Raw genomic sequence first — 14,564 nt, 5'->3', positions numbered from 1 at the left:
AGTGTTCAGCAAGTGCACCGGGTGGGTTGGGGCCGCGCTGGTTGCCGGTTCGCGGTGTTAGTGAACCGTGCCCGTAGCTCGCGCTGTCGGGATCAGCACGGCCAAGGCGGCGCATTCATTGCATGCTCATCTGGTGCGGGTGGTCGTGTGAAACGGGGCAGGTGAAAATCCACAGGCCGTAGCCCCGGCCGATTGTGATGTTGGTCGGGCTGTTGAGGTGGGGAAGGCGGTGGAACTGCTCGGCCGCTTCGATCTCGATGTCCTCGACCGGTTGCCAGGTGCCGTTGCCGTCCCATTCGGAACCGTCGATGCACAGCAGTAGTTCAAGGTCGGCGCCGCACTCACAGATCATGGGGTAGGGATCGGTGAGGTGCCAGGAGGACCAGCCGCCGACCTTCATCCCGGAGGCGATCGACAGGTCGTGGTAGCTGTGGCCGGTCTCCTGGCTCCACTCTTTCAGCCTGCGCTGCAGGTCGTCGGGCAGAAAATCGGCGTACTGATACTCGACGATCTGCTCCGGATACAGGACGCATGGGTCGGGCAGGTAGGTGTCGTACTCCATCAGTTCCGGTTCGGGCTGCGGATCGAGCGCGACGGTGACCTCGTCCGCCCGCCGCCACCGCAGGACCACCGCCGGGCAGGAGAGGTAGTCGTGGTCCCATGGACACCACAGCACCTGCAGCAGATCGGCGTGCGGTGGCGGTGCCAGGTCAGGGATGTCGCGTGCGTACAGTTGCGCGAATGCCAGGAACGGCACCGGCCCCTCCGGCGGCGGGGACGGCTCGGTGTCATCCGGGCGGTCCAGCTCCGCCCGCTGCTGCGGGGTGAAGTCCGCGCTGGAGCCGAGCGGAATCCGGCTCCAAGCCTCCGCGAGGACCTCGCGACGACGGCGTTCGTGGTCGAGCCGCTCGACCGGTCCGTAAGGGTCGTGCTTTTGCGTACACATCGGCCAAGGCTCGTCGGCCGGCCACCATAGGGGGCCGCCGATCGAGCTTTCCCGTATTCCCGGTGAGCCGGGCCGGGGATGAAGCCGTGTTGCCGTCCGCGCGTGGCGAGACAGTTCGGGGAAAACGGAGCCAAGGTCGACGGGCCGTGGCGGCGTGGTCCGAGTCATGCGGGGAGCGTAGAGGCTTGGTCTGACAGCGGGACTGAGGGTGACAGCGGAACGGAACGAAACCGGGGCCGCCGAATCACCCCGCCCCCCTGACCGAACCGACGCGACACCAAACGTCACGCACCCGCACCGACTACGAGAACTCCTCAAACACGCACCGAGGCATTGCCATGCAGCAGGGCTACTCCGTGTCTCGAACGCACTCAGGGCTGAGGAGCAGTGCGGGATGCCCGGACGTGCTACCTGAGCAAGCGAACCCGATGGCCGAAGACCAGGCCAGTTGCTGCCATCTCGAGCCTGGGGCGAGCCTCCGAGCGGGCGTCGAGCGACCGTGGGGATGAAGTGGGGCACGTCGGGCGGTCGGCGAACCGGGCATTTTCTTTGTTTGCCCAGGTGGGGCTGAACCCGTGACCTGCAGGTTAAATGCCGGGCGGAAGGGTGCTAGGACCGGCCCAAGGCGATGTGGGCAGGTCTGGTCGCACTGATCTCCACGTTCCAATTCCTTATCGTGAGATCATTCATGACCGATTTTGACTTTTGGGGTCACTTCAATCTTGGCCTTTTTGAACACCTGTTTGCCGCGCGTGCGGACGCCTGGTGCTATGAGTCGGTTGTCATGGTGACCGAAAAAGGACTTGTCTCGGTATTTGACCTCCTTTTCTGTGTGTTCGCCACGCACGGTGACCGCCCGTGCATCTTGATCATTTTTAGTGGTGGACGCATTGTCGAGGGCGATCACAGTTGGCGTGTCCGTGAGACGTGAGCAATGGCGCGTCTTGCGGTTTCTCTGTCCGTGAGGAGAAGCGGCGTGCTGATGCTGCCGAAGACAGGAACGGTCTGGAGGGGCTCTGTGCCGATGAACTCGACATCGCGTTTCCTGCGCCTTCGTGACTCGGATGAACGCGTCGCTGTGCTGCTCGGCACCGTTGGCTGCTTTCCGTTCGGCCGTGGTGGCCGTCTTTTGTGGAGGATCTGGTGACGAGGCTGGGCAGGCGGCGGGTGCTGCGCATGGGCCGGGCGTTGCGGACCGCGGCGGCCGGAATGGCGGTGGCGCTGGCGGCGGGGCTGGCCACGGCTCCTGACGCGCAGGCCGATCCAGCGCGCTCCGAGCGTCCGAAGGTCACCGACCATGAGCGCACGGTCGACGGTAAGAAGCTGAAGGTTCGTCCCCGAACACCCGATCCGGCCGGCAGGTCGGTGCCGGAGCTCAAGGCGTCCTGGCCCAGTTCCGGCACGGCCGAGGTGACCCTGACGAGCGAGCAGGCTGAACGGCCGGGGCGTGGCGAGAAGCTGGTACGGGCGGGCGACCTGCCGATTTCGCTCACCGCGCCCAAGAGCGCCGATCCGGGAAGTACCGCGGCGCGTCCCGTCTTCAAGGGTGAAGCCCGGGTGTCCGTGCTCGACCGTGGCGCGGCCCGCCGGGCGGGGGTTGAAGGGCTCGTCTTCACCCTGACACCTGAATCCGAGGCCACCTCGGGCCGGGTGGGAGTCCGGGTGGACTACTCGACCTTCGCGCAGGCCTTCGGCGGCTCCTACGGCACCCGGCTCCGGCTGGTGAATCTCCCCGCCTGCGTCCTGACCACCCCGGCCAAACCTGAATGCCGTTCCTTTGCACCCATCGTCACCACGAACGACGGTGAGACCAAGACCCTGGCAGCGGACGTGGAGACCGTCCCGTCCACGGCGGGCGCGTCGGCTCCGACGGTGCTGGCGGCCGTCGCCGCGCCCGAAGGCTCGCAGGGCGACTTCAAGGCCACCAAGCTGTCGCCGTCGGCGACCTGGTCGGTGACGAGGAACACCGGTGACTTCACCTGGACCTATCCGATGCGGCTTCCGCCCGTCCGAGGCGGCCTCGTCCCTCCGGTCGAGCTGGGTTACTCGGCGCAGAGTGTGGACGGCCGCACGGGCAACACCAACAACCAGCCGTCCTGGGCGGGTGAGGGCTTTGAGTTCTCGCCCGGGTTCATCGAGCGTCGTTACAAGGCTTGTGAGGACGACGGCGTGCCGAACGGCCCTGGTGGGAAGCCGCCGGGGGATCTGTGCTGGGGGGACGAGAACGCGACCGTCACCTGGAACGGCAAGGGCGGCGAACTGATCAGGGCCGCCGACGGGACCTGGCGGCTCAAGAACGACGACGGCACCCGCTTTGAGAAGATCACCACGACCGCCAGGCACAACGACGACAACGACGGCGAGTACTGGAAGGTCACCACCACCGACGGCACCCGCTACTACTTCGGCCTGAACCAGCTGCCCGGGGGTTCGGGATCGACCCCAACGAGCGGTTCGACGTGGGCGGTACCGGTGTTCGGCGACGACCCGGGCGAACCGTGTCACAAGGCGTCGGGATTCGCCGACTCGTGGTGTCAGCAGGCGTGGCGATGGAACCTCGACCTGGTCGTCGACCCTAACGACAACGCCGCCATCTACCTCTACGAGCAGGAGACCAACCACTACGGCCGCAACCTCGACCCGGCCGCCGCCACGCCCTACACCCGCGGCGGTTACCTGAGGACGATCGAATACGGGCTGCGCGGCGACAACGTCTTCGATGACTGGCCCCCCGCCGCGGTCGAGTTCCAGCCGGCCGAGCGGTGCATCCCCACCGACACCTTCGGATGCCACCCCGACACCATCAAGACCAGTCCCGAGCACTGGCCGGACGTGCCGTGGGACATGAACTGCGACATCGGCACCCGGTGCGAGAACGGGCACGGTTCCACCTCGCCCACCTTCTGGTCCCGCTACCGGCTCAAGCACGTCACCACACAGATCGACCCCGGCACGGGCCGGCTGGACCGCTCGGTCGACTCCTGGACGCTGGACCACCAGTGGGGCGCCGACACCGAAGAACGCGACCTGCTGCTCAAGGAGATCCAGCACACCGGCCTGGCCGGCCCCACCCCCGATGACAACATCGCGCTGCCCAAGGTCACCTTCAACCACACGCCCAAGGCCAACCGGGTCGACCAGGCCAACGACGGCATCGCCCCCTACACCCGCTACCGCGTCAGCAGGATCTACGACGAGTCCGGCGGCCAGCTCGACATCGGCTACACCGGCCAGGACTGCTCCCGCGCCGCCCCGCCCACACCGCACACCAACACCAGACGCTGCTTCCCCTCGATCTGGCACCTCCCCGGCCAGACCGCGCCCATCACCGACTGGTTCAACAAGTTCGTCGTCACCTCGGTAGTGCAGAAGGACCGCACCGGCCACGCCCCCGACATGGCCACCCAGTACGAGTACATCGGCGGCGCCGCCTGGCACTGGGACGACGATGACGGGCTGACACGCGAGAAGTACAAGACCTGGTCCCAATGGCGTGGGTACGGCCAGGTGCGCGTCAAGTCCGGCGGCGTGGACAGCCCGTCCACCCAGACCGACACCCACCACCTGCGCGGCATGCACGGCGACCGCGCCGGCCCCGACGGCGGCACCAAGACCGTCACCGTCCCCGACGGGGAAGGCGGCACCCACACCGACTACGAAGGGCTTGAAGGCTTCACCCTCAAGACCGTCAACTACACCGCCCCGGGCGGGGCGGTGCACGACAAGAGCGTCGATGAGCCCTGGCGACACCAGACCGCGTCCCGGACCAGGTCCTGGGGCACAGTGACCGCCAACGCCGTCAAGGTCGGCAACTCCCGTAGCTGGACGGCAATGGACGGTGGAACCTGGCGCGAAACCAAGACCACCAGCGACTACGAGACCGACTTCACCAAGGTCGGACGGGTCAAGCAGGTCGAGGATCTCGGCGACGTCGCCTCCACCGCCGATGACAGGTGCACCCGCACCAGTTATGCCGACAACGTCACCGAATGGATGGTCTCCTACCAGTCCCGCGCCGAGACCGTCTCAGTCGCCTGCGGCACCGACCCCGACCGATCCAAGCACATCATCGCCGACGCGCGGGCCTTCTACGACGGCGGCGGTTTCGGTGACGCGCCCACCAAGGGAAACGTCACCCAGACCGAGAGAATCGCCGGACACGACGGCGATGACGCCACCTACGTCCCGCTCGAAAAGACGACCTACGACACCTTCGGGCGGCCTTTGACGGTCACCAACGCCGCAGGCCAGACCACCACCACCCAGTACACCGACACCAACGAGCTGACCACCAAAGTCGCCGTCACCACGCCCGCCCCCAGTCCCGGGGCCACCGGGTTGACCGTCACCAATGAACTCGACCCGGCCTGGGGATCGACAACGGCCAGGATCGACAACAACAATGCCGACCGCAACAACAAGCCGTTGCGCACCGACCTGCAGTACGACGCGCTCGGCCGGATCCAGAAGGTATGGCGGCCCGACCGCTCCAAGACCGCCGGCGACACACCCAGCTTCGAACATGCCTACCGCATCGCCGACGGCCAGATCGTCGCTGTCACCACCAAGACGCTCACCAATTCCGGCGGTCAGCGGCCGGCCATCACGCTTTACGACGGGCACCTGCGCCCTCGCCAGATTCAAACCACGGGTCCCGAAGGCCGCCTGATCGCCGACACGTTCTACGACGACCGCGGCCAAGTCGACAAGACCTACGCCACCTATTCGGCCACCGGCGCCCCCGAGCCCGCATTGTTCAACGTCAACTCTCCCGGGGATGTCGAGACCCAGAACCACTTCTCCCACGACGGGCTCGGCCGCCGCACACAGGAACGCCTGGTGGCCGGTAACGGAACCACGACCGAGGAGAAATGGCGGACCACGATCAGCTACGGCGGGAACTGGGTGGCCGTCGACCCGCCCCGGGGCGGCACACCCTCCGCGCAGATCATCGATGCGCGTGGACGGGTCACCGAACAACGCCAGTACCACGGAGACAGCCCATCAGGCGCCTACGACGCCACCACCTACGGCTACGACCCGGCCGGACGTCTGACCACGGTGAAGGACCCGTCCGGCAAGACCTGGACCAACGCCTATGACCTGCGGGGCCGCAGGACCAGGGTCGCCGACCCCGACACCGGCGTCACCACCTTCATCTACGACATCCTCGACCGCGTCGAGTCCACCACCGACGCCCGCAACAAGACGATCTTCCAGAGCTACGACGGGCTCGGCCGCAACACCCAGACCCGCGAGGGATCGGCGACCGGGAAGCTGCTGACGTCCTGGACCTATGACACCGCGCCCCGCGGAAAGGGGAAACTCGCCGCCGCCACCCGACACGGAGAAGACGGCGACTATGTCAAGAGCATCTCCGCCTACGACGTTCTTGGCCGACCTGAATCCAGCACGGTCACCATCCCGGCCGCAGAAGGGCCGCTGACCGGAACCTACACCCATGCCCAGACCTACAACCTGGACGGTACACCTCGCCAGGGAGTACTCCCCGCGGCGGGCGGATTGCCTCAGGAAACCCTTACCCGCACATACGACGACCACCAGCGTCCCATCCGAGTGACCAGCGGCCTGGCCACCTATGTCGGAGCGACCGAGTACACCCCCACCGGCAAACCCAAACTGGTCGAACTGGGCTCCGGCGACAAACGGACCTGGAACACCTTCACTTATCAACCCGGCACCCAGCGCCTTTCCACCGCCAGTACCCGGCGCGAGAACGTCGCAGGCAACGACCGCAACGCCACCTACGCCTATGACGATGCGGGCAACATCCTCGGCATCTCCGACGTCGCCAGAGCGGGCACCGACAACCAATGCTTCAAGTACGACCACCTGCGCCGCCTGACCGATGCGTGGAGCGTCGCATCATCGACCTGTCCGCAAGACCCGACCACGTCGGGCGGTCCGGCCCCGTACCGGATGCACTACACCTACAAACTCGACGGCAGCCGCGCCAAGGAACAGTTCTACGACCCGGCGGGCACGCAGATCTCCACCCGCGACTACCGCTACCAGGGCGAGCCGAACGTCAGCGGCACCGTCAAGGGCCACATGCTCGGCAAGGTCGACCAGACCGGCGCCAACCCCTTCACAGGCCCTGACACCAACGACGAGAACTACGTCTACGACGACGCGGGCAACCCCACCACCCGCACCGTCGGCGACACCACCCAAACCCTGGAATGGAACAGCGAAGGCAACCTCGACAAAGTCACCCAGGGCGACACTACCGTCCGGTTCATCTACGACGCCGACGGCAACCGCCTGATCCGCAAAGACCTCACTGGAGCAACCCTCTACCTGCCCGGCACCGAACTCCGCTTCACCAACGGATCCCCCACCACAGCAGGCGTCCGCTACTACGACCACAATGGCCAGACCGTCGCTCTACGCGACTCCACCGGGATCAAGCACCTCGTCGGCGACTACCAGGGAACCGCCCAGATAGCGGTCAACGTCACCGACCAAACCGCCGTCACCCGCCGGTTCACTCCATTCGGCCAAGAACGCGGTACCAACGAAGAGACCTGGCCCGACCAACGAGGATTCCTGGGCGGCACCAAAGACCCCACCGGCCTCACTCACCTGGGCGCCCGCGAATACGACCCGAACAACGGCCGCTTCATCTCCGTCGACCCGCTCATCGACGTCGGCGACCCGCAGCAGATGAATGGCTACGCCTACGGCGGCAACAACCCGGTGACTTTCAGCGACCCCGACGGCCTCATCCCCCTACCACCTTGTATCCGCAACCCCATCACCTGCGGACACAAGATCCCCACCCTCAAAGAACGCATCACCAGCCTCCCGGGTCTGATCGCCGGCATGGCCGAGGGCGCAGTTCAAGCAGCGATCGACGACGCTTACGGCCTGGCGAACTACGCCAGAAACGCGGGCAACGACATGAAGGAAAGCTTCAATTCCTTCGTAGGCTTCTCGCAGAATCCCGCTGGCCCGCAAAGGCCCAAAGCAGAACCACCCAAGGACCTGAAACCACCGACGGTGCGGCTGCCGCTCCCGGTCAACCGTAACAGCCCTGGCTTCCGGGTCGGTCGCGATGTCGGCTACGTCGTCGGCGTTCCCCTTCCGGGTCTGGCAGCCGCCAGGCTGCCTCGCGGACTGAAACGGCTGTCCAATCTCTTCAAGTCATGTCGCCGCGGCAGAAGCAGCTTCACTCCGGGCACCGCGGTGGTAATGGCCGACGGCACCAAGAAGCCCATCGACGAAATCAGTAAGGGCGACAAAGTCCTTGCCACCGACCCCAGGACAGGCAAGACCGAAGCCCAGACCGTCCAGGACACCATCACCAGCAAGGGCACGAAGCACCTTGTAAAGATCACGCTAGGAAGCCGCGGTCAGAAGCACTGGGTCACCAAGAACGACGCAAAAGCCCAACCGGCCGCAACACCTGCGATCCGCCTCTCTGAACAAGCACAAGGCGCGGTGATCGCTACCGACGAACATCCCTTCTGGGTCGCCGGCGGTGCCGGTCGATGGGTCAAGGCGGCCGATCTCAAACCCGGCATGTGGCTTCGGACCAGCGCCGGCACCTACACCCAGATCACCGCCACCAAGGCGTGGACGAAACCCGGGCAACGCGTCCATAACCTCACCGTCGCGAACGACCACACCTACTACGTCGCCGTCGGCGCGATCTTCGTACTCGTCCATAATGACAACAAGATCTGCTTCCCGGAATTCAAGGACACGAAGACCGCAGCCCACGTCGATGGCAACTACGTACTGAGCGGCTACAGCAGCGAGGTTCCCGAAGGATTTGTGAGGCCGAGTCTCGATGAGATCCTGGAGGTTCAGGAATCGGCCGGCAAGGCCCGAGTACCGGACTTCAGAGACAACGCTGCAGGCGAGGGTGCGTACTACCTGTCGCATGCCGAGAAGCAAGCATATACCCTAGAGCAAGATGCCGTGATAACGGTTACCCGGCCCCTTTGCGACGACTGCTTCCAATTCTTTACCGACGCGGCGAAGGCCCACAAACGAACCATCGTGGTGGTGGATCCCAGTGGACGTTATGTGTTCACCGAATAAACTATACGTCCCACAGGTCGATGGTAGGCTGAACGTCCGGTACATGGGCCCGTCGCGCACTCCGGCGAGGCCGTCGCGAGAGGAGTGGTGGTGGGCGACGACCTGGAGGACGAGTTCGTCCGACGAGGCATGTCCGTGCTGGCCGATCTCAAAAAGGGTGATCCGCAGGCCAGAAAGAGATTGCAGCAGCTTTTTCCCGAGCTCGAGAAAGCCGCAGAATCGGGGCATGTGGAGGCACAGGCCCTGGCCGCGGGATTTGCGCTCGATTACCTGAACGATCCACCCACCGCCTTGAAGTTCTTTCAGCGAGCAGCAGATGCGGGCAACGCCGCCGCGCAACGTGGGCTGGGATACATGCTGGTCAATGGAGTCGGCGTGGAACGAGACCTGCCCAGAGCGGCGGGACTGTTTCAGTCGGCGGCCGAGTCGGGGGACGCCGTCGCCGCGTTCAACCTGGGGAACCTGCTCCTGAACGGACAAGGAGTCACCAAGGACGAGCAGTGTGCTCTTTCGCTCCTGAAGGATGCCAAGGACGGTGGCGTGGCACATGCCGGCCTGCGACTGGGTGACTGGCACGCCGAGCGTGGCGAGGAACGGCTTGCCAGAGAGTGCTATCTCGATGCGGCTGAAGGGGGAGTCCCCGTTGCCATGTTGAAGGCGGGTTCCTACTGCCGCGAAGGGGTCGGCGGGAATATCGACCGGGTTCAAGCTGTGCGCTGGTACCTCCGAGCCCTGGATTTCGGCAACGGAGACGGCGTTCACGATGCGATCGCCACAGCTCGCTTGATGTCGGACACCGAAGTCCGCGAGGCGGCTCGGCTTGCCGGTCGTGAACCTGACGCTGAGGCACTCCTCAAGGCGGCCCGAAAGCAGTAGGCCCGGCGGCCGTGAACGAGAGACTGGCCTACCGCGATGTCCGCCCCGCCTTCCGGTTCCAGGCCCGGAAGGCGGCCAACTCTGTGACCTGGTCGGCAGAACGAACCACGGGCCGCGCCCACACTCCTGGACATGAGCCTCTTCATCACTACCGTCGGAGCTGTGCTCACCACGCTGGTCGGTGTGTTCGTGGGTGGTGCGTTGAGTCATCGTCTGCAGCAACGGCAGTGGTCACGTGACCGGCGAGCAGACGTCTGCGCTCTGGTTCTGCGCGAGTCTTCCAACGTGCTCGTGGAGTTGGGAAGACTGAACGGTCAGCGCATACCTCCGGCAGAAGAGGGCGTGTGTATCCCAACGCCACTCGACTGGCGACCGTGGAACGAGGCCCTGGCCATGGTGGCCTTGATCGCGGACCATGAGGTGGTAGCGGCGGCCCAGGAGATTGATGTGGCGTTCTGGCCGGTCGGTCTCCAGGTGGCCCGCGGCTGGACGTCTGATGCCGACTGGTTCACGCTGCGGGAAGGGATCGAGGCCAAGCGCCGCGAGTTCGTCAACATCGCCCGCAAGCACCTGGCCGCACCGGGACCGCCGCTGGCTCGCCTGACGGGCCGTCCCAGCAGTGATGACCAGATCTGGGAGCTCAGGCGTCCCTGACCCCACCTGGTATGCGTTAGACCTAGCGCCGGCTCGAACCCGGTAGGGGGTACACCACAGATAGGAGGGGCCTGCGCCAGGTCCGCAACCGGTCAGCTCGTGATCACCGGCACGTTCCACCTGCGCACCCGTACCCCGTCGGGGCAATAGTTTGCCCGGTCCCTATTCGGGGCCAGGATGCCAAGGCAGGGGTGACGGCCAGATCTCCCTGCCTCAATCACCCTTCCAGACACAACGGGACAGCGCTCGACGTGGTCACTGCCGTGAGTGATCAGCGTCCCCGTATTGCTGCCGTCGTAGCCCTAGTTTGTCGTTGAAACGTTCTGGTCCGGGATGGAGTAGCTGTACTGTTTGCCGCCGCGTTCGCGGCCGGGGTCTGGAACGCGGACGAGAGCGCCGGCGTCGACCAGGCGCTTGAGTCGGTTGTTGGCGTTCGGCAGGGTGATGGCCAGGTCTGAGGCGAGGTCTGCGGCTATGAAGGTGCCCAGTCGCTTTGCCTGGTCGTGGGTCGTCTGGAGGAAGTCCTCCGCGGCGAGCAGGGATTGCTCGTCTGCGTCGACGGCGATGAGTTTGCGGCGCTCCAGGCAGACCACGATCGCCTCGCGGGTCTCCTCGTCCAGGCCTGTGAGGTGGACACCGCCGCTGGTGAGGGTTCCGCCTGCGAGGGAGATGTAGAGTTTGCCCACCAACTCGTCGGCGAAGCTGTTGGTTATAGCCTTGACCGAAGCGAAGTCCAGGATGATCAGCCGGTCCTCGGTGGGTTTGAGGGCTTTCTCTAGTTTCTGGCGCAGCTCCGCGCCTGCCGCGCGCATGGCCAGGACCTCTGGGCCGTCGTCTCGCACGGAGAGGACGACGCGACCGCCAGCGTCCCTAGGGTTCATTGAACGCATTGAAACACATGGGGCACAGTCAGGGGAATCTGACCCGGAGCCAGGCCCACGTTCCCTTGACGGGGTCGGGAACTGAACCAATCCGAGTGGTGGGGCCTGGAACTCCGCGGAAGGCGTCCAATGACCCATCGCCGCTGCGGATCAATAGCCTGGTAAGGCCAGCGCCACCGGCCATGTCCAGCAGGTCGGGCAGGCCGTTGCCGCGGTCCTCCCGCTCGCCGGTCACTCCCGGTTGCAAGGCCCGGAACAGCGCCTCCTGATCTCGCTCCAAGTCCCGGTGTAGGGGGTTGCCCTTCAGGTGCTCCAGGACTCCGACGCCTGTGTCGCACACGGCGAACTCCAGCCGCCGCTGTCTCGGGTAGACCTGGGCGGCGACGAAGGAACCGGTCTCGCTCCTGCCATGGCTCACCGCGTTGTCGATCAGCTCGCCGACGACCTTGAAAGCGAGCTTTCCAAGGCGGTCACCAAGATTGCCGCGCACGATGCCGAAGACCCGCTCACCGGCGAGCTCGCCGTCGTGGGGGCTCCTGACCGGCGTGATCTCCAGCAGGCTGTGCGACCGGTCGGCGCGGCCCCGAGCCGGTACCCGGCGGTTGGACTTGCACTGGTCGGGGAGCCGGTTCAGCAGGTCCATGCGTTCGAGGTAAGAGGTTACGGCAGGCTCATCGGGCAGGAGCAGGCGCATCCGCTCTCCCTCGGCGGCGTGCGAATGCGCCAGGGCGGTCATGGCGGTGAGCTCCAGCGGGGTAGCGAAGCTCAGCGCCCGTGCGTCGATAACGAACTCGCCCGAGCAGTCGGGTGCCAGGAGCCGCCGGGAACGCAGAAGAGGCCGGGGTCCGGCGAGCCTGAAGTGCACGATCGTCCAGCATGCCACCGAACGGCGGCGAAGCGCGATCCGGACCTCGGCTGTACTTCCGCGTCCCACTGGAGCTATGCTTTCACTGTCTTCAATGAAAGCGATGGGGAGGAGACGTGATGGATACCGATCACCAGGGCGAGGAGCTCAAGCGCCCCCGCGAGTACAAGATCGTTGTCAACACCCGGCAGCGGGTCGTCACGCAGGAGACGCTGTCCTTCCACGACGTCCTGGCTCTGGCCTTCGACCCCGTGCCGGTCGGCGCGCACTGGGAGTTCACCGTCGGCTACCGGCACGCCCACCAGCAGCCGCAAGCGGGGACCCTCCTGCCCGGCCAGACAGTCCGGATCAAGAACGGGACGGTGTTCGATGCCACCGCAACTGATAAGTCGTAGCGCCGACCTGGCACGACTGCGGGAAGAGGGATACGAGGTCGAGGTACGCGACGGGTATCTGCTCGTCGGCCACGTTCCCTACGTCGACACGGACACCGACGTCCGGTACGGCACGCTGGTGTCCGAACTCACCCTGGAAGGGGAGGTGACCGCGCGGCCAAGCACGCACGTTGCGATGTTCGCCGGCGGCATCCCCTGCGACGCCGACGGGCGGCCGCTGCGCCGGATCCTGCACAGCCAGAGCGAGCAGCAATTGGCGCCCGACCTGAAGATCAGCTGTACCTTCTCCAGCAAGCCGAAGGCCGGTTACCGGGACTACTACGAGAAGATGACCACGTACGTGGCCATCCTCTCGGGATATGCCCAGCACCTGCAGCCGGACGCGACAGCCAGGACGTTTCCGGTAATCGAGGAGTCCGATCCCGACTCGGTCTTCCTCTACACCGACACAGCCTCCAGCAGGGCGGGGCTCGGCGCGATCAATACCAAGCTTGAGCAGGACCGCGTCGCCATCGTGGGATTGGGCGGGACCGGCTCCCACATCCTGGACCTGCTGGCCAAGACCTGGGTGCGGGAGATCCACTTGTTCGACGGCGATGCCTTCCGCCAGCACAACCCCTTCCGCGCGCCCGGCGCGACCCCGTGCGAGGATCTTGCGGGCGGTCCGAACAAGGCCGTCCACTTCGCCGAGGTCTACGGCAGGATGCGCCGCGGGATCATCGCGCATGGTGTCCGTATCGACGACACCAACGTCGACAAACTCCGCGAGATGGACTTCGTCTTCATCGCCATCGATGACGGGCCCTCCAGGCGCCTGATCGTCCGGAGCCTCCGGGGGTTTCAGATTCCCTACATCGACGTCGGGCTCGGGGTGTACGAGGCCGACGGTGCCCTGTCCGGCCTGATCAGGGTGACCACCGGAATGCCCGGCGGGGATCACGATGCCGAAGACCAGCGTCTGCCGTACCAGGTCGGCCCCGACAACGACTACAACCGCAACATCCAGGTCGTCGACCTCAACGCCCTCAACGCCGTCCTCGCGGTGATCAAGTGGAAGAAGCTGCGCGGCTACTACGCCGACCAGGAACACGAGCGGCACAGCATCTACCAGATCGGCGGAAACCTGATCACCAACGAGGACGCGCCGTGACCAGGGTCGTCACCCTGGCGCACCAGTTCGTCGACCACGCCCCGGAGACGCTGAAGGAGGGGATCCTGTACATCTCGATCCCCTTTACCTCCGCGCTGCACCTATGTTGCTGCGGATGCGGCCGCGAAGTCGTGACTCCGCTGACCCCGCGCGACTGGCGGCTCATCTTCGACGGCCAGACCGTCTCACTGGAACCTTCCATCGGGAACTGGAACTTTCCCTGCCGCTCGCACTACTGGATCCACGGCAGCAAGGTTCGATGGCTCCCGCGCCGACCAATGGACCACATCGACGTCGATCGCGCGCCCATCAGAACACAGACCGAAACCTCATTCGGCACCAGCGAAATACGACGCTGGTCCGGGCGGCTACGTCGGCTCCTGGGCAGGATCAGGCACAAGGTCCTGAGGCGAGGCCAAGGACGGGAGGTGGGCCAGTAAGTGTCCGGCAACGCAGCACCGGCTGGGCCGTCCGAGGCTGGGGTTCCTGGACCCGCAGTAGGGTAGCCACCAGCGTCGCCACCAACCCAGGACGGTTCCGGGCCTTGCCGGGATGCCGGAGAGGCGTCCGATGTGACTCAGGAGATGGGCCGAATTATCGCTCCAGCTTCAGGATGCCGACCTCTCAGACCTGGTACGCACCGTCCAGGCCGCTCAGAACGCATTTCATGCAGCGTAATGACGGACAGTCGTGACCTCGGTCGGGCCCCACTGCGGCGCCTCTGGGT

11 protein-coding genes are annotated in these 14,564 nt (G+C 65.5%); 7 read left to right on the top strand and 4 right to left on the bottom strand.

What is annotated here, in order from left to right; all coding sequences use genetic code 11:
- Window positions 1-115: 115 nt before the first annotated feature.
- Together ACH34S_RS06485 and ACH34S_RS06480 are read right to left on the bottom strand one after the other, a co-directional pair.
- On the bottom strand, window positions 116-946 hold the full coding sequence (locus ACH34S_RS06485; protein ID WP_395951482.1) for a hypothetical protein: 831 nt from the start codon (window positions 944-946) through the stop codon (window positions 116-118).
- A gap of 682 nt (window positions 947-1,628) precedes the next feature.
- Complete coding sequence (locus ACH34S_RS06480) at window positions 1,629-1,853, bottom strand: hypothetical protein (protein ID WP_395951480.1); 225 nt, start codon at window positions 1,851-1,853, stop codon at window positions 1,629-1,631.
- 69 nt (window positions 1,854-1,922) lie between these two features.
- Here ACH34S_RS06480 and ACH34S_RS06475 point away from each other — a divergent pair, with 69 nt between their 5' ends.
- From ACH34S_RS06475 to ACH34S_RS06460, 4 genes are all read left to right on the top strand, one after another.
- Window positions 1,923-2,093, top strand: a complete 171-nt coding sequence (locus ACH34S_RS06475; RefSeq protein ID WP_395951479.1) for a hypothetical protein — start codon at window positions 1,923-1,925, stop codon at window positions 2,091-2,093.
- Window positions 2,078-9,016 carry an RHS repeat-associated core domain-containing protein gene (locus tag ACH34S_RS06470; RefSeq protein WP_395951478.1) on the top strand — a complete coding sequence of 2,313 codons (6,939 nt, stop codon included), beginning with the start codon at window positions 2,078-2,080 and terminating at the stop codon, window positions 9,014-9,016. The genes ACH34S_RS06475 and ACH34S_RS06470 overlap by 16 nt, the downstream gene beginning before the upstream one ends.
- A 90-nt stretch (window positions 9,017-9,106) precedes the next feature.
- The gene (locus tag ACH34S_RS06465; RefSeq protein ID WP_395951477.1) at window positions 9,107-9,892 is read left to right on the top strand and encodes a tetratricopeptide repeat protein; all 786 of its coding nucleotides are present in this window, start codon (window positions 9,107-9,109) and stop codon (window positions 9,890-9,892) included.
- 132 nt (window positions 9,893-10,024) lie between these two features.
- The gene (locus tag ACH34S_RS06460; protein ID WP_395951476.1) at window positions 10,025-10,546 is read left to right on the top strand and encodes a hypothetical protein; all 522 of its coding nucleotides are present in this window, start codon (window positions 10,025-10,027) and stop codon (window positions 10,544-10,546) included.
- A 302-nt stretch (window positions 10,547-10,848) separates the two neighbouring features.
- Here the strand turns inward: ACH34S_RS06460 and ACH34S_RS06455 are convergent, their stop codons facing one another.
- Window positions 10,849-11,427: an STAS-like domain-containing protein gene (locus ACH34S_RS06455; RefSeq protein WP_395951475.1), complete on the bottom strand. Its 579-nt coding sequence runs from the start codon at window positions 11,425-11,427 to the stop codon at window positions 10,849-10,851.
- A 28-nt stretch (window positions 11,428-11,455) separates the two neighbouring features.
- Window positions 11,456-12,361 (bottom strand): ATP-binding protein, encoded by a 906-nt coding sequence (locus tag ACH34S_RS06450; RefSeq protein ID WP_395951474.1) that lies wholly within the window; start codon window positions 12,359-12,361, stop codon window positions 11,456-11,458.
- 50 nt (window positions 12,362-12,411) lie between these two features.
- Here ACH34S_RS06450 and ACH34S_RS06445 point away from each other — a divergent pair, with 50 nt between their 5' ends.
- From ACH34S_RS06445 to ACH34S_RS06435, 3 genes are read left to right on the top strand one after another with little or no spacing between them, the layout of a single operon-like run.
- On the top strand, window positions 12,412-12,687 hold the full coding sequence (locus tag ACH34S_RS06445; protein ID WP_395951473.1) for a multiubiquitin domain-containing protein: 276 nt from the start codon (window positions 12,412-12,414) through the stop codon (window positions 12,685-12,687).
- Window positions 12,662-13,837: a ThiF family adenylyltransferase gene (locus ACH34S_RS06440; protein ID WP_395951472.1), complete on the top strand. Its 1,176-nt coding sequence runs from the start codon at window positions 12,662-12,664 to the stop codon at window positions 13,835-13,837. Before ACH34S_RS06445 ends, ACH34S_RS06440 begins: the two co-directional genes overlap by 26 nt.
- Window positions 13,834-14,277, top strand: a complete 444-nt coding sequence (locus ACH34S_RS06435; RefSeq protein ID WP_395951471.1) for a DUF6527 family protein — start codon at window positions 13,834-13,836, stop codon at window positions 14,275-14,277. Before ACH34S_RS06440 ends, ACH34S_RS06435 begins: the two co-directional genes overlap by 4 nt.
- Window positions 14,278-14,564 lie beyond the last annotated feature (287 nt).

This window comes from Actinomadura sp. 3N508 (genome assembly GCF_044326375.1).
Lineage (GTDB): Bacteria > Actinomycetota > Actinomycetes > Streptosporangiales > Streptosporangiaceae > Spirillospora.
This window is presented reverse-complemented; position numbering and strand designations above follow the sequence as displayed.

Excerpts from the sequence above, each read along its gene's own strand:
- ACH34S_RS06440 (WP_395951472.1), top strand. The coding sequence starts at position 12,662 with ATGCCACCGCAACTGATAAGTCGTAGCGCCGACCTGGCACGACTGCGG.
- ACH34S_RS06445 (WP_395951473.1), top strand. The coding sequence starts at position 12,412 with ATGGATACCGATCACCAGGGCGAGGAGCTCAAGCGCCCCCGCGAGTAC.
- ACH34S_RS06460 (WP_395951476.1), top strand. The coding sequence starts at position 10,025 with ATGAGCCTCTTCATCACTACCGTCGGAGCTGTGCTCACCACGCTGGTC.
- ACH34S_RS06485 (WP_395951482.1), bottom strand. The coding sequence starts at position 946 with ATGTGTACGCAAAAGCACGACCCTTACGGACCGGTCGAGCGGCTCGAC.
- ACH34S_RS06455 (WP_395951475.1), bottom strand. The coding sequence starts at position 11,427 with ATGAACCCTAGGGACGCTGGCGGTCGCGTCGTCCTCTCCGTGCGAGAC.